The sequence below is a fragment of the Nocardiopsis sp. NPDC055879 genome, from assembly GCF_053615935.1.
This window is the reverse complement of the sequence record NZ_JBSHCT010000004.1, coordinates 23,513-40,811: the sequence shown is the minus strand read 5'-3', so window position 1 is coordinate 40,811 and position 17,299 is coordinate 23,513. Positions and strand designations below refer to the sequence as shown.

General features: G+C 67.4%; 13 protein-coding genes. All 13 read right to left on the bottom strand.

All coding sequences use genetic code 11. The features are described from left to right. Positions 1 to 66: 66 nt before the first annotated feature. Positions 67 to 852 (bottom strand): thioesterase II family protein, encoded by a 786-nt coding sequence (locus ACWGKS_RS05685; RefSeq protein ID WP_358513395.1) that lies wholly within the window; start codon positions 850 to 852, stop codon positions 67 to 69. Between the two features lie 151 nt (positions 853 to 1,003). Then, positions 1,004 to 2,026 (bottom strand): C45 family peptidase, encoded by a 1,023-nt coding sequence (locus ACWGKS_RS05680; protein ID WP_358513393.1) that lies wholly within the window; start codon positions 2,024 to 2,026, stop codon positions 1,004 to 1,006. Continuing rightward, positions 2,023 to 2,640 (bottom strand): GNAT family N-acetyltransferase, encoded by a 618-nt coding sequence (locus ACWGKS_RS05675; RefSeq protein WP_358513391.1) that lies wholly within the window; start codon positions 2,638 to 2,640, stop codon positions 2,023 to 2,025. The genes ACWGKS_RS05680 and ACWGKS_RS05675 overlap by 4 nt, the downstream gene beginning before the upstream one ends. A gap of 5 nt (positions 2,641 to 2,645) precedes the next feature. Next, a complete protein-coding gene (locus ACWGKS_RS05670) occupies positions 2,646 to 2,909 on the bottom strand; it encodes an acyl carrier protein (RefSeq protein ID WP_358513389.1) in 264 nt (87 codons plus the stop codon). Then, the gene (locus ACWGKS_RS05665; protein WP_452521875.1) at positions 2,899 to 4,419 is read right to left on the bottom strand and encodes an AMP-binding protein; all 1,521 of its coding nucleotides are present in this window, start codon (positions 4,417 to 4,419) and stop codon (positions 2,899 to 2,901) included. The genes ACWGKS_RS05670 and ACWGKS_RS05665 overlap by 11 nt, the downstream gene beginning before the upstream one ends. Next, complete coding sequence (locus ACWGKS_RS05660; RefSeq protein ID WP_358513385.1) at positions 4,416 to 7,679, bottom strand: non-ribosomal peptide synthetase; 3,264 nt, start codon at positions 7,677 to 7,679, stop codon at positions 4,416 to 4,418. The genes ACWGKS_RS05665 and ACWGKS_RS05660 overlap by 4 nt, the downstream gene beginning before the upstream one ends. Further along, positions 7,676 to 9,916 carry a class I tRNA ligase family protein gene (locus ACWGKS_RS05655; RefSeq protein WP_452521873.1) on the bottom strand — a complete coding sequence of 747 codons (2,241 nt, stop codon included), beginning with the start codon at positions 9,914 to 9,916 and terminating at the stop codon, positions 7,676 to 7,678. Before ACWGKS_RS05655 ends, ACWGKS_RS05660 begins: the two co-directional genes overlap by 4 nt. Before the next feature lie 22 nt (positions 9,917 to 9,938). Beyond that, positions 9,939 to 10,958 (bottom strand): FAD-dependent oxidoreductase, encoded by a 1,020-nt coding sequence (locus ACWGKS_RS05650; RefSeq protein ID WP_358513381.1) that lies wholly within the window; start codon positions 10,956 to 10,958, stop codon positions 9,939 to 9,941. Then, positions 10,946 to 12,271 (bottom strand): lysine N(6)-hydroxylase/L-ornithine N(5)-oxygenase family protein, encoded by a 1,326-nt coding sequence (locus tag ACWGKS_RS05645; RefSeq protein ID WP_358513379.1) that lies wholly within the window; start codon positions 12,269 to 12,271, stop codon positions 10,946 to 10,948. Before ACWGKS_RS05645 ends, ACWGKS_RS05650 begins: the two co-directional genes overlap by 13 nt. A gap of 48 nt (positions 12,272 to 12,319) precedes the next feature. Next, positions 12,320 to 13,558, bottom strand: coding sequence for an MFS transporter (locus ACWGKS_RS05640; protein ID WP_358513377.1), 1,239 nt, complete (start codon positions 13,556 to 13,558; stop codon positions 12,320 to 12,322). A 9-nt stretch (positions 13,559 to 13,567) separates the two neighbouring features. Then, the gene (locus tag ACWGKS_RS05635) at positions 13,568 to 14,878 is read right to left on the bottom strand and encodes an ATP-grasp domain-containing protein (protein WP_358513375.1); all 1,311 of its coding nucleotides are present in this window, start codon (positions 14,876 to 14,878) and stop codon (positions 13,568 to 13,570) included. A 132-nt stretch (positions 14,879 to 15,010) separates the two neighbouring features. Then, positions 15,011 to 16,126 (bottom strand): cytochrome P450, encoded by a 1,116-nt coding sequence (locus ACWGKS_RS05630; protein ID WP_358513373.1) that lies wholly within the window; start codon positions 16,124 to 16,126, stop codon positions 15,011 to 15,013. Between the two features lie 26 nt (positions 16,127 to 16,152). Next, positions 16,153 to 17,289, bottom strand: a complete 1,137-nt coding sequence (locus ACWGKS_RS05625) for an acyl-CoA dehydrogenase family protein (protein ID WP_358513371.1) — start codon at positions 17,287 to 17,289, stop codon at positions 16,153 to 16,155. Positions 17,290 to 17,299 lie beyond the last annotated feature (10 nt).

Genomic DNA, 17,299 nt, shown 5'->3' with positions numbered 1-17,299 from the left:
TTCTCACGGTTCACCGGGGAACACACGCGTGCCGGGATTCGAACAATGAATCACCGCTCGGGAACACTAGATGATCTGGGTGTGAGTGTCGCGGTTTCGCGGTCTCGGGTCATGGCGGTCGACGGTTCGACGGAGAATCTCGATGGCGGTGCGATCGTCGTCCTCGAAGTAGAAGTGACCGCCTGACACATCATGGTGCTCCAACGGTTGCGAGGTGACGTCCTGCCAACGGGCGACACCTTCGCCGTCCACGTGCGGGTCATCACCGCCGACGATGCTCACCACCGGAAGGTCGAGCGAACGTCCAGGCTGGAACGCATAGGCGGCGACCATGCCAAGGTCACGGCGGAGCGGTTCGAGTAGCAGTGCCGCCGCGGAACCACTTTCGGCCTCGGACGGAATACCCCCGAAGAAGCGGGCTTCCTCTGCGAATTCATCGGCTCCGAGCGTGGTCATTCGTTTGACGCGTTCGGATGGCAGGAGGGCGGGCCCCGCACAGCCCGACACGACCAGGGCGGCCGGGCCGCCGGGCAGGCGTCGCGCGGTCTCGAACGCCACCAGTGCCCCCAGACTGTGTCCGAAGAAGAAATACGGTCCGGTGGAGTGCGCGGTGATCGCTTCGCTGACGGCCTCGGCGAGTTCGGTGACGTCGTCGTGTCGAGGTTCGGCGAAACGGTGACCGGTGCCGGGTCCGCAGACCGCGACGACACGGACCAGGTCTTGGAGGCCGGGCCGCCAGTTCAAGAATCGATCGGCCCGCCCACCCGCGTGCACGAAGGTATAGAGGTTCGGACGGGGGTCGGGCCCGTCGTCGGCCTCGATGAACCATCCTTGGTGTCTCGGTGTCGACATCGAACTCGTCTCCTTGTCATTGGCGCGTACGCGGTGAGGTGCCCCTTGAGGTCCGCGGGTCCATGAAGCGTTCTCGCTCGTCCTTGGACGAGAAGCGCCCGCGAGAAGGGGTCCCGCCCGATGTTCATCGGCCGGGGCCCCTGTATCGACATCACCGCAAGGCCCACAGGTGTTCCTTCTCGACTGCGGGATCGCCGGGCCACAGGCGCAGTTCGCCGGTGTCGGGATGGAGCATGACCGCTGCGACCGTTCGCTCGCGGCGAATGTCACCGTTGTCGGCCACGTTGATCGGCCGGCCCGACAGGAGCCGGTGGTGACCTTCGACATCGTCCGCCCGGGGTATGCCCACCGCGTGGACGGCTTCGAGTCGACGCTTCGAGGAGTTCTTCGCGAAGACGTTGATCTCGTCGTGGACGGCGAAATCCGGGTGCAGGAAGTGGTTGGTGTGGACCAGGTCCGCCCGTTCGAGGATCCGCCGTTCCTCCCCCAGGGCCTCGACGCAAACTGCGCGATCGACGCCGCAGATCGTGAACGAGCGTGAACTGGCGAGCTTGAGCCCGCCGAGGATCTCCACCGCCTGGTCGACGCTGTCGGCGTTGTCGAGTATGTGCCGGATCGCCAGGTACGGCGGTACTCCAGGTGTCCATGCCCCACCGATGACGAGGTTGAGGCCGATGGCCACCCCGGCGTCGTTGACTCCGAGGTAGCCGAGTAGGCCGCCGAAGCTGAGCACCAGCGAGCGGTGACGTGCCCCGGAGACCGCGAGGACCGCGATCTGGTCGTCGAGGTTCCCGTTCAGGTCCACGGTCTGGGCCAGGATCGGCCGACCCCGCACAGAGGTGTAGGTAGTGCAGTCACCGGCGGTGACGCGGCTGTAGCCGAGGAGCTCGCGGCGCAATTGGAGCAGCCAAGCCTCGTCATGGTCGATGTCGGCACCGGCCGCCAGGCCGTCGACCTCTTCGGCGAGGTCCGGGAGGGCCTCGGCGACGGCATCGCGGTGAGTCGCGATCGCACGGCGCACCGAGCCACGGTCCAGCGGCTGGTCGATGAGATGGTCGAGTCGGGCGAGAGAGTCGTCGAGGAACGCGCGGAGCCGTCCGGCGATCGCGCCCCCGTGGGCCAGACCCCGCTCGCGGGGCCGTCCGGCGAGTTCGATGAAGGGTACGTCGTTCATCGTGACGGGTTGACGGCTTTGCCGTGGTCGCGGAGCTGTTCTTTCACGGACGGCCACTCGCTCGCGAGTATCGAGTAGTAGACGGCGTCACGCCTGCGGCCTCCCGGCATGTAGTTGAAGCTGCGCAACACGCCCTCCTCACAAGCGCCGATCTTGCGCAGGCCGGCACAGGCCCGAGCGTTGAGCACGTCGGTCTTGAACTCGACGCGGACCGCACCCATGTCCTCGAAGGCGTGCTGGAGCAACAGGTACTTGGCCCAGCGGTTGACTCCTCGGCCCTGGAAATCGACGCCGAGCCAGGACCAGCCGATCTCAAGACGCCGGTCGGCCTCGGCCATGTTGCCGTAGCTGGAGCTACCGGCGGCACGCTCAGTGGCCTTGTCGACGATGATGAAGACCACGCGCCTCCCGGCGGCGTCGTCGGCGATCATGGCGTCGAAGAAGGCGTCGAAGTCGGCGTCCGTGTCGACGCGGCTGACGAAGTGGTCCCAGATGCCGTCGCCGAAGGCGATCTTGCGCAGCGGTTCACGGTCGGCCTCGGTCACCGGCCGCAGCCGGACGTGCTCGTTGTCAAGGACGGCCGGGGCCGTCCGATTCCATAGGTTGTCGGCCATCGGTGTCATCCCCTTTTGTCGGCGTGGAGTCGGAAGGTGTCCACGACGTCGCCAAGGGTGCGCATACCGGCGACGTCGTCTTCGGTGAAGTTCTCAAGACCGACGTCGGCGGCCTTGCAAAGCGAGGTGAGGAACAGGACTTTGTTCAGCGAGGTGAGTCCATAGGTCTCGACGAGGTCTTCGCCGAGGTCGAGGGAGGCAGGATCTGGCCGCTCTCGTAGGGTTCGCGCGAGTTGCTCGCGGGCCAGGGTGTCCAGATCAACGGGCATGGAGGCCTTCCTTCGGGTCGTCGATGCGGGCTCGGTATCGTTCCTGGATGCGTTTTCGGATCGGTTTGAATTGGGAGGTGAGCAGGTCGTTGTCGATGGTGAACGGCTCCTCGGCGATGATCACCCTGGTGACGCGCTCGTCGGGTTCGGAGGCGGCGTTGACCGCTTCGAGCGCCGCCGTGATCGCCTCGGTATCGACCGGGCCGGGGTACGGGGAGACGACGGCGACCAGCCCGATCTGATCGGGGCAGTACAGGACGCACTCGGCGACGGCTCCGGTGTCGCGGAAGCGGCTCTCGATGACACGGACTATGACCTTCCTTCCGTTGTCGAGGACGATGACGTCGTCGGCGCGGCCATGGATGAACAGGAAACCGTCGTCGTCGAGGTGCCCGAAGTCACCCGTGCGGACGATCCCGCCGGGTTTGAATATTCGCTCGCTCTCGCCTGGTGGAGCGTAGGCGTAGGTGGTGTTGACCGGGTGGTCGCTGCGCACGCGGACCACGTTGTCGTCACCGATGAGGATCTCCTTGCCGGGGAGAGCCTTACCGACGCTGCCTTCGCGGTGCGCACCGGGATGGTTCTTGGTGGCGATGCAGGTTTCGTTGAGGCCATAACCCTCGAAGATCGGCAGGCCGGCTTCGTTGAAGAATCGCAGCACGGCCTGATCGGCGGGGGCCGACCCGGTCCACATGTAGCGGATACGCGGGCCGAACAACTCGACGGCGGCTTTGGCGGCGTCGTGGTCGTCGGAGAGGCGTCCTTCGATGTACCGCTTGGCGGTATCGAAGAACGCGGGCACACCCATGACGACGGTCGGTTCCACCATGGGCATGACGGCGAACACCGACTGGTAGGTCGTGATGGTGACGTCGTGACCCCAGTGCATGGCCGAATAGAGCCAGTAACGCTGCTGGAGCAGCGATAGGGGCAGGAACACGAGGATGTCGTCGCCGCGGAGGTGCCCGAAGAAACCCTGGACGTCGCACAGCGAGGAATCGACGCTGGCCACGGTGGCTTCCAGCCCCTTGGGGACACCGGTGGAACCCGAGGTGAACTTGACGGTGGTGCATTCGTCCGGTTCCCACTGGAGCGCCTTGAGTTCCCGTGGGTCGTGCTCGGCGTATTCGGCGACCTCGGCGATGGGGCGAATGGTGGGCGGCGCACCATCACCGACCGAAGCGTCGGTGTAGAGCAGGTCGAGGTCGTAGCGTTCGACCAGTTCGATGTCCGGAGTGAACTTCCCAGGCTCGAATCCGGCGGTCTGTGCCTTGATCATCAGCGCGGCGAGATCGAGCAGGACCCATTCGAGACGATTGACGGCCAGGACACCGATCCGATCGCCCTCTTGGACGCCACTTCGCCGCAAGGCGGTGGCGACGGCGCGGGCGCGGTCGTGGAGTTCGGACAACGGCATGCGGCGGTGGTGCCCGAGCCCGGCGACGGTGAGCGCGCCATCGTGGGTCGGCCGCTCGGCGATGATGCGATTGATGATCGATTCGGGCGTCACTGTTCCCTCTCCCCGGCGTCCGCGATGTGACTCGCCATGGCCCGGACCGTGTTGAGGGCGAAGATCGCGTCGAGCGGCAGACCGATCCCGTATTCGGCTCGCACCGCGGTGAGGATGCGTGCCGCGATCAGGGAGTCGCCGCCGAGCGAGGCGAAGTCCGTCTCGGGGTCGACTCGTTCGGTGCGCAGCGCGCTCGACCACAACTCGGTGATGGTGGCCTCGATGGCCGGATCCGCGGGACTTTGCGGTTTGGTGGACCGATCGTCGATGGGAGCGGCGGCGAGGGCGACCCGATCCACCTTGCGGTTGCGGTTCAGCGGCAGCGCCTCGTGCCACGAGAAAATCGCGGGGAGCATGTAGGCGGGAAGCTCGGTGTGGAGGACCTCGCGAAGTTCGGCCGGCGTAGGGCGGGCCTCGGAAGCGGGGACGAGGTGCGCGACGAGCACTACGCCGGAAGTGGCCTCATGGGCCACGACGGCGGCCTGGGCGACCGCGGCGACGGCGGTCAGTCGAGCCTCGACCTCCCCGGCCTCGATGCGATGGCCGTTGACCTTGATCTGGAAGTCGGTGCGGCCGAGGATTTCGATGGTCCCGTCGGGTCGGTAGCGCCCGAGGTCGCCGGTGCGGTAGAGCCGGTCGCCGGTGGCCGGGTCATCGAAGTAGCGTTCAGCGGTCAACTCGGGTGATCCCCAGTAGCCGGGGGTGACACCCACGCCGGCGGCGAGGATCTCGCCGGGTACCCAATCAGGGCAGTCATGGCCGTCCGCGTCGCGGATATGCGCGCGGTTGTTCGCGTTGGGACGACCGTACGGGATCGGCGTGTCCGCAGGATGATCGTGTGGGATCGGATGCCAGATGTTCCAGATCGTCGTCTCGGTCGGGCCGCCGAGGGAGACGACGCGAAGATCCGGCCGCGCGCCATAGAGCATGGCGGGCAGGTCGGGCGGGATGCGATCACCGCTCATCATGATCAGTCGCAACGAGGGCGGGAGTGCGTGGTCGTGGTCGGCCAACATGCGGACCAGGGCCGGAACCGAGTTCCACACGCTCACGCCCGTCTCCGCGATGAGTTCCTTCCAGTGCGCGGGGTCCGCGGCCCGATCGGCGTCGGGCATGACCAGTGCGGCTCCGGCGCTGAGAGCGCCGAAGACGTCCCATACCGACAGATCGAAATTGAAGGCGCTGATGGCGAAGAACCGGTCCTTTGGGCCGATCTCGAACCGTTCGGCACAGTCCGCGACGACATTGGCCACGTTCCGGTGGGTGACCATGACACCTTTGGGTTTTCCGGTGGTGCCGGAGGTGTGGAGGACGTAGGCGAGGTCGTCGGGGTCGGCGCGCAGGACCTCGGGCGGTTCGGTCGCGAGCGGTGCGCCGCGCAGGTCCAGCGAGGTCATACCGGTCTTGGCGTCCACGTTGGTGAGGACGCGGGTGACGCGGCCATCGCGCAGTAGTCGGTCGCGGCGGGCGGGCGGGACGTCGGCGTCGACGGGGACGTAGGTGGCTCCGGCGAGCAGTGTGCCGAGTATGCCGACGACCTGCTCCGGTCCACGACGCATCACCAGTCCGACGAGGTCGCCTGGGGCGGTGCCGCGTTCGCGGAGCCAGACGGCGGCGCCGGCGGCGCGGGCGAGTAGTTCGCCGTAGGTGATCCGCTCGTCCGCGGTGATGATCGCCGGTGCCGTCGGTCGTTCGGCGGCGTGCCGGAGGAAGGCGTCGGTGAGCATGGCCGGTGCGAATTCGCGCTCGGTGTCGTTCGCGTGGTCGCGGGCCTTGCGCTGCGAGTCCGGCAGGAGGTCGAATCGCTCGGCGCCCCAGGCGTTCTCGTCACAGAGTCGGTGGACGAGCACGTCGAGTCCCCGGGCGAGGGCGTCGAGCAGGCCGGGCGGGTAGAGCTCTTCGACCGCGTCGAGGCGTATGACGAGCTCGCCGTGCTGTTGGAGGACGAACACGTCGAGGTAGACCTGCGGGGTCTGGGAGAGGGTGAAGACCTCGGTGCCCAAGGCCTCCAGTGAGGAGCCGTCGACGCCGCCGATCGCGTCCAGTGTGGAGTTGAAGGTGTAGGGCATGGCGGCGGACCGCGTGTCCGAGTGGTGTCGCGCCAGGTCGCGCATGACGTCGATTCCGGAGTAGTGGCGGTGATCGAGGTCGGTGCGCAGGCGTTCTTGGAGGGCCTGGACGCGTTCGGCGAAGGTCAGGCTCCTGTCGATGTGGACGGCGAGGAGCAGTGGGTCGGAGAACTGACCTATGGCGGTGAACGCGCCGGGGTGGATCGGGCGGCGCTGGGAGACGGTGGTGTTGAGCGTGAATTCGTTCCCGGCCCCCCATTGGGACAGGGTCTCGGCCCAGGCGGCGAGGAGCACCACCGACGGTGTCAGGCCCAGGCCCTTGGCCTGTTGTCGTAGTCGCGTCCAGTCATCGGCGTCGAGGCGGACGCGCCGCTGAACGACTTTGGTGGGGCCGATGGCGGAGGGATCGGCTGTGAGTGGCAACCGGGGCGCGAGGGGAAGCCGGTCCAGGCGTGATCGCCAATAGTCGCGAGAGCGTTGATGGACCGGCGTGTCGACCACGGTGTCGAGGGCCTCCACGTGGGCGCGGAAATCCATGGGGGGCGTACCGGGTTCGTCTCCGGAGTCATAGCGACGATGCCATTCGGCGAACAGGAGGAACATGCTGATGCCGTCGACGGCCATTCCGTCGTGATTGACGCACAGCGCCATCCGGTCGTCGGCGAGCACGCAGACCTCGACGTCGATCAGTGGGCCGGTCACCGCGAGCTTCAGATGGGAACGGCGTTCGCGAACGGCCAGGCGCCGCCTTTCGCGCTCGTCGGGGTCGAACCCGCGTAGGTCGGTGACGGTGAAGCCGGGAAGAGTTCCGGTCTCGGCCTGTCGTTCCTCGTCGACGACCGCCAGGCGGAGCGCGGAGTGTGCCCGGGCGACCTCTTCCAGTGAGCGACGCAGGCGGTCGAGGTCCCAAGAGCCCTCGATCTCGTGGTAGACCTGATTCGCGACGTCGCCGATGTCGACCAGATCAGACCGTCCGAGCAGGTAGGCGCGTTGCAGTGGGGTCAGCCCGAAGCCGTGTTCGAGGGCGGCGAGGTGTTCGAGGAGCTCACCCTTGGCGGCCTTGAGCCGGCCGAGGAGTGTGGGGGTCATGGCCTCTTGTGGGCCTTGGAGCTTGAGGTTGTCCTCGACGGCCGAGAGCGTCAAGCCGGCTTGGTGGAGATCGGCGAGTACGGCGGCGGGCGTGTCGGTCATCGTTCCTCCCGATCGAGTGTGGCGAGCAGGTCGGGGTCGGCCAGGTCGTCCAGCGTGGACGCCGTGGTGCTCAGTGGGGCGTCGCCGAGGAGGGTCTTCAGTGGCACGTCGGCCTTGAGCTCGCTGAGGGCGTGATACTGGAGCGTGGTCGCGGCCAGGGAGTTCGCGCCGAGTTCGGGAAGTGACAGGTCTTCGAAGTCCCCTTCGAGGCTCAGCAGGACGGCGACCTTGTCGCGCAACCAGGAAAGCGTGGCGGGCGGCGACGCGGCGTTGAAGAAGTTCGTCTCGGCCAGGCTGGAACGGTTGCCCAGCGGGATGAGTTCGACCGTGTCGGGCCAGGTATCGATCGGGGCGAGGCCGAGTGAGGAGGCCAGCCGCCCCGAGAACCGCGGCATCAGCGGCGCGGCGACGGTCGCGAGCAGTCGAGCCGCCGCCAGTTCCAGGGCGATCGCGGTACGGCCCTCGGACGCCCAGCGATCAAGGCCGTGCAGTCGGGACTGTCGACGCGAGAACTCGGTGGTGTCATCGACGATGGCGTCGAGGACGGCCGCGGCCCGGCGCAGCGAGAAGCCTTCGGCCCCGAGGGCGGCGGTGGCCTGGTCGAGGTGTTGCGAGAGCCGTGCGAGAAAGGCGGTGTGCTCGGTCGTCCAGGTACCGGCGTCCGGAATGAGTCCGTCGAAGTCGCGACGGACGCGCTCACCGAGGTCGGTCAGCCACGCCTCCCACCGGCCGATCAGGTTCCCGGTGAGGGCGCGGTCGTACTCGACGCGGCGGAAATCGGTGCGTTCGTCCTCGGGACGGGTGCGGCACAGGTAGTAGCGCACCGCGTCCACGGTCTCGGGGGCGAGGATGTCCTTGCCCCAGATGGCGTGGCGGCGACTGGTGGAGAACTTGGCTCCTTCCAGGAGATAGAACTCGTTGACGTGGTAGTCGATGTCGGGGTTCCAGTCGGGGAAGGCGAGCCGGTACAGGACCGGGTAGAGGATCGAGTGGTAGAAGCTGTTGTCGTAGCCGAAGAAGTGGACGAGCTTCCAGTCGCGTGATGGTGTCTCGTGCGACCACCGCTCCCCCATCTCGTCGCCCAGGCGCTCGATGCCGTGCAGGAACCCGTAGCTCATCTCGGGCCACACCCAGATCACCTGGGAGTCCGACTCGTCCTCGGCCGGTCGTACGCCCCAGTCGGAGGGGTGGGAGACGGGCAGCTCGAAACCGTCACGGGAGAAGACCCGGTGGGCGAGCTCGCGCAGGCGGGCCGGAACTCGACCGAGCAGGTGGTGGTCCGCTACGACGTCGGCGAATTCGTGGAGCGGCAGGGTCCAGCGTTCGACGTCGGTTCGCTTGGTCGCGGTCTCGCTCAGGCGCGAGCGGGCCTCTCCCAGGTCGGCGACGAGGTTGGGTTCGCCGCATTCCTCGCAGATGTTGCCGCCGGTGGGGTGGGAACACCCCGGGCAGGTACCGGAGACGTCGACTTCGTACAGATACCTTCCGTTGTCTCCATCGATGAGAGCCGGTGTGGCCTTCGGGCGGACCTTGTCGGATTCGACCAGGCGTGTGAAGAACCGTTGCAGGCCTTCGGCGTAGCCCTTGTCGACACTGGTGGTGTAATACTGGTCGATTTCGATGTCCATGGCGGCCAGGGTGGTCGCGATCTCGGCGGAATAGTGGCGGGCGGCCTCGGCCGGGGTGACGCCATCGCGCTGAGCGGCGGCCTCGACGTAGCTCTGGAAGTCGTCGCTGCCGGTGAGGTGCCAGGCGCGGTTGCCGCACAGGCGTTGGAAGCGCACATAGGCGTCCGCGCCGAGGTAGGGACCGGAGAGATGACCGAGGTGGAGGTCCCCGTTGGGGGTCGGTGGAGTGGAGAACACGAACTGCGGGCGGCCGACGGCATGAGGCCGAGACCGTGAGGTGGCCGAGGCCTGCGCTCGGGCGGCGTCGCGCCAGTACTGGGTGAAGAAGACCAGGTCCACCTCACCGGTGTTGGTGATGACGTGGGACTCGAAGGGCTCGAACAGGACCACGGTGCCAGGACGCGCCGGGTGAACGGCACCATCGATGTGGAGTTCGCCCTCACCGATGACTATGACGAAGAACTCGGTCTCGTCGTGCTGATGGCTGGTGGAACTCGCGCCCGGAGCGACGCGGCCCCATCCGGCGCCGACACCGAGTCCGTCGACCGAGGACATGTCGATACCGAAGGCTTCGGTGAGTTCGGATTCGCTGTATCGGTTCAAGATCATGGCTGTCTCCGTCTTCGGTGGTTCAGGGCACGAGGGCTGTGGACACGAGTACGTCCACGGTCTCCGCGGCGATGGCGGGGGCGAGCCGGTAGCCGGAGCCGCCCGCGCCGCCGGCGAAGACCAAGCCGGGACGCAGTTCGGTGACGACGGGTTCGCGAGCCGGTCCGTAGGCGTCGCAGAAGACCCGACCGGAGCGACACAGCGGCGCCATCTCGGGCGCGTAGCGCTCCAGGACGGTGCGGGCGGACGCGAGATCGGCCGGGGTGAGCCCACGCTCGACGGTGTCGGGGTCGACGTCCCAGTCGTCGCAGGTATAGCTGAACAGGAATCGCCCGCGGTGGTGGAGCGGCAACATGAAGGCGTCCTCATCGTCGAAGACGGTCAACGCGTCGCTCGGACCGGGGACGACGTCGACGTGCGCCGCGACGATCTTCTTGACGCGTAGCTCCAAGGGCGCGACCGGTTCGGCCCAGGCCGGGTGCGCGATCCAGGGTCCGGGAGCGAGCACGACGCTGTGGGCCCACAGACGTTCACCGTGACTCAGGCTCAGGCACTGGATCTCGCCGTCCTCGATGGCGGAGACCTCGACGCCCTCCCAAACGGTCACGCGCGGGCGCAGTTCGGCCAGCAACGCGCCGGCGACTCCCGCGACGTCGGCGTGGTGGCACCCGCGCAGGGTCCAATCGCGAGTACCCGATGGCGTATCGCGTCCGGTCCGCGGACCGGGCCACAGGTAGGTCTCATGGATGGCGTCGGCGCGGTCGGTCGAAGCGATGATGGTCGCGTCGATCCGGTGAATCGGCAGGTCGAGCCTGGTCGCGAGGCGCTGCCAGTAGTGGTGACTGTGGTCGGTCATGGTCCGGACGCGCTCGGTCGTGCCACGGGGGAAGTGGACGCCGGCCGAGCGGGCGGTGGCACCTCGGGCGGCCAGCCCGCGTTCGACCACGACGATGTCGGCGTCTGGGAAGGCGGCCGCGGTCTCATAGGCGATGACGGCGCCGATGATGCCACCACCGACGATCACGATGTCTACAGCATCCATTGCGAGTCCTTGGAAGACCATTCGATGAACGACGTCGCCCGGTCGGCGACCGGCAGGCCGCGCAAGCGATCGGCGATGCGCTTCGCGCGCCAGGCGTTGAGACTCAGGTTGACGTCGGGCAGCCCACGCTGGCCGCGTACCGCGTTCTGCACGAAGATGTTGCGGTCGGGCGGGCCGTCCCAGCCGGCCACGAAGTCCTCGTCCACGCGGAATTCGTCGTTCTCGGTCTCGATGCGGTCGAGCAGCGGCTCCAGGAAGGTCTTCGGGGCGCTCCGGAAGCCGGTGGCCCAAACGACCGCGTCGACGGCCAGGCCCTGGGTCTGATCGGGCTCGTCGTTGTGGCTCAGGGTCAGCTCCCAGGCACCTCCTCCACCGGGGTGAATGGCGGTGACGGTCCGGTTGGGCAGCAGTCCGAAGCGGTGATCGTCGTGGTCGATGAACTGGAGCCTGTACAACTCCTGGTAGATCGCGCGAAGCGTGGACTCGGAAATTCCATCGGAAGCGAGTAAGTGGGCGGAATTGAGTTCGGATCGCTTGTTCTTGGGCAGCCGGAAAAAGTAGTCGGAATAGTCCGGCATGAAGAAGTCATTGGTGAACGCCGAGTCGTCGATCGGGAAGTAGTTGCGACGCCGGGAGATCCACGCGGTGTGGGCGGGCCGCTCGGACTCGGGTCGTGACAGCAGGTCGAGGAAGGCCTCGGCGCCGGACTGACCACCGCCGACGACGGCGACGCGCTTGCCACCCAAGCCCTTTGACCTGCTCAGATGTTCGCTGACGTGGAACTGGGTGGCGCCCTGGTACGGGCGGACGAAGTCGGGAACCCACGGTACGGTACCGACGCCGACCGCGATGTTGTCGGCGGTGACCTCCCTGCGGTCGGTGGTGATATGGAAGACCCCGTCGAAATCGACGCGCTCGACGGACTCCGAGAAAGCGATGTTCTCGTTTTCCCGCGCCGCCCAGGCCAGGTAGTTGCGAAACTCCGCGCGGGGCACTTCGGCGAACTGGGCGTTGAAGAAGTGGTAAGTGCGCCCGTGGTCGTGCAGGTAGGACAGGAACGAAAAGCGACTGGTCGGGTCGGACAGGCTCACCAGGTCCTTGAAGATCGACACCTGGAGGGTCGCTCCGGGCAGGAGCTGGTCGTCGTGCCAGCTGAAGTCGGCCTTGCGGTCGAAGAACAGGTTCGGCTGCTCGGGGTCGTCGTGCAGTAGTGCGGCGAGGCTGAGATTGGCCGGTCCGACACCGATGCCGGCGATCCGAAGGTGCCGTATCGGATCATCGGACACCGTCTTTCGGCGAGGTGCGTATCCCACGTCGAGTCCTTCCTGTGAAGTGCGGGCTCGTGCTCGTGTCGCGATGTTTCAGGTGTGGACGGACGTTTCCGGCCGGGGGACGCATGTCCAGGCGATGACGGCCGCCACGAGGGAGCAGACACCGATCGACGGCCACATCAGTGATCCGATGTGGAGGTACAGCCAGCCGCCGATCAGCGGCCCCACAGCTATGCCGAGGCTGAACATGAAGTGGAAACTGCCCAGGTAGTAGGCCTTGAGCCGGGGCGGGCCCACGGTGGCGGGGTGAGCGAAGAACGCCGGTCCGGAGGTGATCTCGCCCAGCGACCAGATGAGGGTGGCGACGATCAGGGCGGCCGGCCCGATCGGCAGCGCGTAGAAGGCCACGCCGGCCCCGACGAGCGCGAAGCCGACGGCGAGCACGGTCCGCGCCGCGAGTCGCTGGGTGATCTTCGTGATCGCCAATTCGAACGCGATGACGATCGCGCCGTTGACCGAGACCGCGAGCGTGTACCAGAACAGCGCGATGCCCTGGTCCTCTATTTGGAGCGGCAAGGTCGTCACGTACTGAACGAACACGATCGAGTGCAGCAGGGCCGCGACCAGATAGAGCGAGAACCTCCAGTCGGCGAGGACGGCGGCATAACCCTCGCGTGCCTTCACGGTGGTCTTGTCGCCCTCGACCGGGGTCGGGCGCAGCACGCTCTTGGCGGGAAGTGTGTTGTAGGCCAGCACCGCGTAGGCCGCGGCGATGACGGCCTCACCCCAGAACAGGTAGACGAAACTCTCGCCACCGAGGTAGTACAGTCCGTAGCCGACCAACGGGGCGCCGGTCGCGCCGAGGTTGAGGCCGAGACGGTACATCGCGAAGATCATCGTCTGACGCTCAGGTGCGACCAGGGACGACAGCAATGTCGACGAGGCCGGTCGAAACAGCTGGGTACAGGCGCTGGCCGTGGTGACGAAGGCGAGCAGCAGCAGATAGTTCGGGACGTAGAGCAGTGAGGCCGTCAGGACCGCGGTGGCCGCCATGCTGATCACGGTGGCGGCCCGCGGGCCGAGACGTTCGGTGGCGATGCCTCCGGCGAGGGCACCGACGACGGCGCCGGCACCGTAACAGCCCACGGCGACGACGGCCTGCTCCGAGGTGAAGCCTTCGTGGGTGAGGTAGAGGACTATGAAGATCTGCAGGAAGCCCGAGAGGCGATTGACGGTGACACCGAGAAGGATGACCTTGGCGGCGATCGGACTGTCGCGGAAGGTCTCCCAGACGCGCGGCGCGGCCAAGGTGGGCGGAGTAGTGGTCACTGAGCGCTCCTAGGACACGACGATGTCGATGGCGGAGCGAACACGGGCCTCGATTTCGTCGAGCTGTTCGGTGTCCGGTGCGTCGATGTAGAAGGTGACGGCGCGGTCATCGGAGGATCGCAAGGGCTTGAGCTGTGTGCCCTTCTCCTTGCAGACCATGACGGCACGCAGGCTCGGTGCGTCATCGGGTTTTCCCGGCTCGATACGGGGCCACATGTCGGTCTCGCCCACCCACGACGCGGCGACGTCGGGCCAGTCGAGCCTGACGTCCTCAAGGACGCCGAGTGGATGTCGAAGGTATACCTGGCGGGCGACTCGGACGGGCCTGGGGTATTCGGCGCGCTCTGCGAGGGTGACACGAATGATCTGCTCTTCGAGCGGGAGACCGGTGGCGAGCTCGTAGAGGGCGAGCAGACCATCACCCGGTGTACGAGCGGCGATCTCCATCAGGTGCGGGGTTCCGCTCTGGTCGAGCCGCCATTCGGAGTGCGTGATGCCGTCCTCGAAGCCGAGCCGGTCGAGTATCTCGGCGTTGACCCGCAGGAGGGCGCTATCGGCGGGATCATCGCCGCCTACGGTGTGGGACAACTCCACGAAGGCGTTGCTGTGGGTATCGGTGGTGGTCTTGGCGGTGACCGACGCGAAAACGCGCCGTCCCTGCTGACTGAGGGTCTCGACCGAGTACTCGGGACCGGTGATCTTCTGCTCGATGAGGACGGTCTCGTGGTCGGGGTATTCGACGAGCTCACGGGCGACGTCGACGGGGCCGTCGGCGGAGACGACACCGGAGGAAGAGTGGCGGGTGGCCGGCTTGAGCACCACTGGGAACTCAAGTGTTCCAGGGTCGATCGCCTCGCGTTCGGAAGGTGGGACGATGAGCGAGGCCGGGCTGTGCCGATGGAGATAGCAGCGCTGGAGGTACTTGTTGCGGCACACGCGGGTGGCCCTCATACCGGGGAAGGGCAGGCCGAGTGCGTCGGCGACGATCCCGGTCGGCTCGACGAGGGTCTCGCCGACCGCGTAGACACCTTTGATGCTGTAGCGCGAGCACCAGGCGGTGACGGCGGCCATGACACCGGGGTTGAAGGAAGCCTCCTTGTCGAGCGAGCCGGCCACATAGGCCACGTCTTCGATGAGTGCGGCGGGTCCGTTGTCCTGGCGGCGGACGGCCTCGGCTCGATCACGGAAGCCTTCGGGCGTGATGACGAGGATCTTCAAGCCGCGGCCGGCGAGTTCGGTCAGGTAGAGCGGGCTGCGGCAGATCACCCAGAACGCTCCGGTGAGGATGAACGCCTGGGGCAGGTCGTTATCGGGTTTCATGGCTGTTCTCCCTGATCGGTGGCGTGACAGGTCCAGAGCGGGTCCTCGATGGCGCACCGGACCCGACGGGGACGAGCGCTGAGCGGCGCTCACTCGGGCGGGTCGGGGCACAGGGCCGTGGGTGAGGGCCGGTCACGAGGTCCCCCCTTCGAGCACCGGAATTCGGGCGTTCGGGGAGGGCAGGTAGTGGTTCCGCCCTGGTAGGTCGCGCGGGGTCCATCCGGCCGCTTCGGCCTCGGCGACGATGGCGACGGCGATCTCGATGGCGACGGCGCGTCCGGGACAGCCGTGTCGACCGGAACCGAAGGTGAACGAGACCGGGTGCCGGCGTGCGGGATCGAAGACATCGGGCTCGGGGTTGACGTCCGGGTCACGGTTGGCGGCGGCGAGGAGCAGCAGCACCTTCTGTCCCGCCGCCACGGATTGCCCGCCGTGAGTCCATGGTCGGTGGGCGAAGCGACGAGTGTTCTGGATCGGGGCGTCGTGGCGCGCGATCTCGTCGACGAAGGCTCGCAAGTCCTCGCCGCGTTCGTGCCGGCCGAGCCCGAGGAGGGTGTTGCCGACGAGGCCGGCGGTCGCGTCGTAGGTCTGGGACAGGAGTCCGACCGCGTTCGCGAGCGCGGGTCGCCTCGGGACGTGGCCGGTGGCGACGGTCTCGACCAGGCGGGCGGCCAGGCCGTCGCGTTCGGCCGCGGCGGCGAGGAGCGGCTGGAGTCGGGCGGCGGCCTCGTTCGCGGCGGCGTAGTCCTCCGTGCCCGCGGAGGCGGGCACGCAGCGAACGAACGCGGCGGTCAACTCGACCGCCCGGCGAAGGTCGTTCTCGGGGATGCCGCACAAGGAACCGACCGCGGCGACCGGGACACCGAAGGCGAGTGCGCGATAGTCGATGCCGTCCTCAAGCGCTTCGCGGGCACGGCGGCGAGTGGCCTCGGCGATCGCCTCGGGCGTGACCCCGGTCAGCACGGTGGTGATGGCGGTCTTGAGTTCGGCGGCGGCCTCGTCGTCCCGCATCCGGACCAGTTGGCCGAAGACCTCACCCGCGGGTGTGTCGGTGATCGCCGCGGGTACCTCATCGCCGCTCGCGCGTACTCCGAGCTCGGAGGCGTTGAAAGCGGCCTGGACCGCTTCGGCGTCGGCGGCGACCCAGGAATCGATCTCATCGTCGAACGCGAATGGACGCTTGGCGGTGAGTGCGGCGTAGTACGGGTACGGGTCGTCGCTTCGGACCGCGTTGAGCGGTGTGGTCACTTGGGCTCCTGGTCGGTCATGGTCGGTCACAGTGATTCGGCGATACCCATCCGGAGTACTTCGGATGGACCTTCGTAGATGCGTAGGGATCGGACCTGGCGGTAGAGACGTTCGATCGAACTGTCGGCGACGAGTCCTGACGCGCCGAAGATCTGAACGGCGGCGTCGACGATCTCACCAGCGGCCTCGGTGGCGTGGACCTTGGCGACGGAGGAGGCCTCGGCGTAGTCCTCGCCGTTGTCGGCGGCCCAGGCGGCTCGGGTGGTGAGCGACGAGGCCGCCAAAAGCTTGATGCGCATCTCCGCGAGCGAAGACTTGACGAGCTGGAGATCGGCGAGGCGGCCACGGTAGGCCTTTCGGGAGCGGGCATGTTCGACCGCCAGGCGCAAGGCCCGCCCGGCGAAGCCGACCGCGGCGGCGGCGACGGTCATACGGGCCCGTTCAAGGACGTCGAGGGCGACCACATAGCCGTGCCCGCGTTCGCCGAGCACGGCGTCAGGACCGACACGGCATCCGGTGAAGGAGAGTTCGGCCCAGGAGCGGGGCGCGATCGCTCCGATCGCAGACGCCTTGAGCCCGGGGGTGTCGCCGGGAACCAGCAGAGCGGTGAGGCCGAGGGGTCCGGGCCCCTCGCCCGTGCGCGCGAGGACGACGTGCACGTCGGCGATGTCGCCCTGCGCGATCCAGGTCTTGACGCCGTCGAGGACGAAGCCGTCGCCGTCCGGTCTCGCTTCGAGCGCGACGGCGGCGAGGTCGGATCCGGCGCCGGGTTCGGAGAGGGCCAGCGCTCCGACACTCGTTCCGGCCGCGAGGCCCGGCAGGTGGTGTCGGCGCTGTTCGTCGGTCCCATAGCGGATGATCGCGGCGGCGCTGAGCTCTTGAATCGAATACACGAAGTCGAGGAGGTCTTCGTGGAAGGCCAGGACCTGCCTTCTGACGCAGACGGATCGGAGGTCGGACGTAGGAGCATCGGCGTCAAGGTGACGCAGCCAGCCGGCACCACCGATTTCGCGGAGCAGTGCGCGGCACCGGTCGGCGGGCACGGAGGTCTCGCCCTGGTCGTCGCGCGCGGCGCACCAGTGGTCGAGGTGGTCGGCGAGGTCGCGATGACGGGCCTCGAACAACGGCGTGCGCAGAAGGTCGTGGTCGAAGACGGCGGTCACGGCGCTTCTC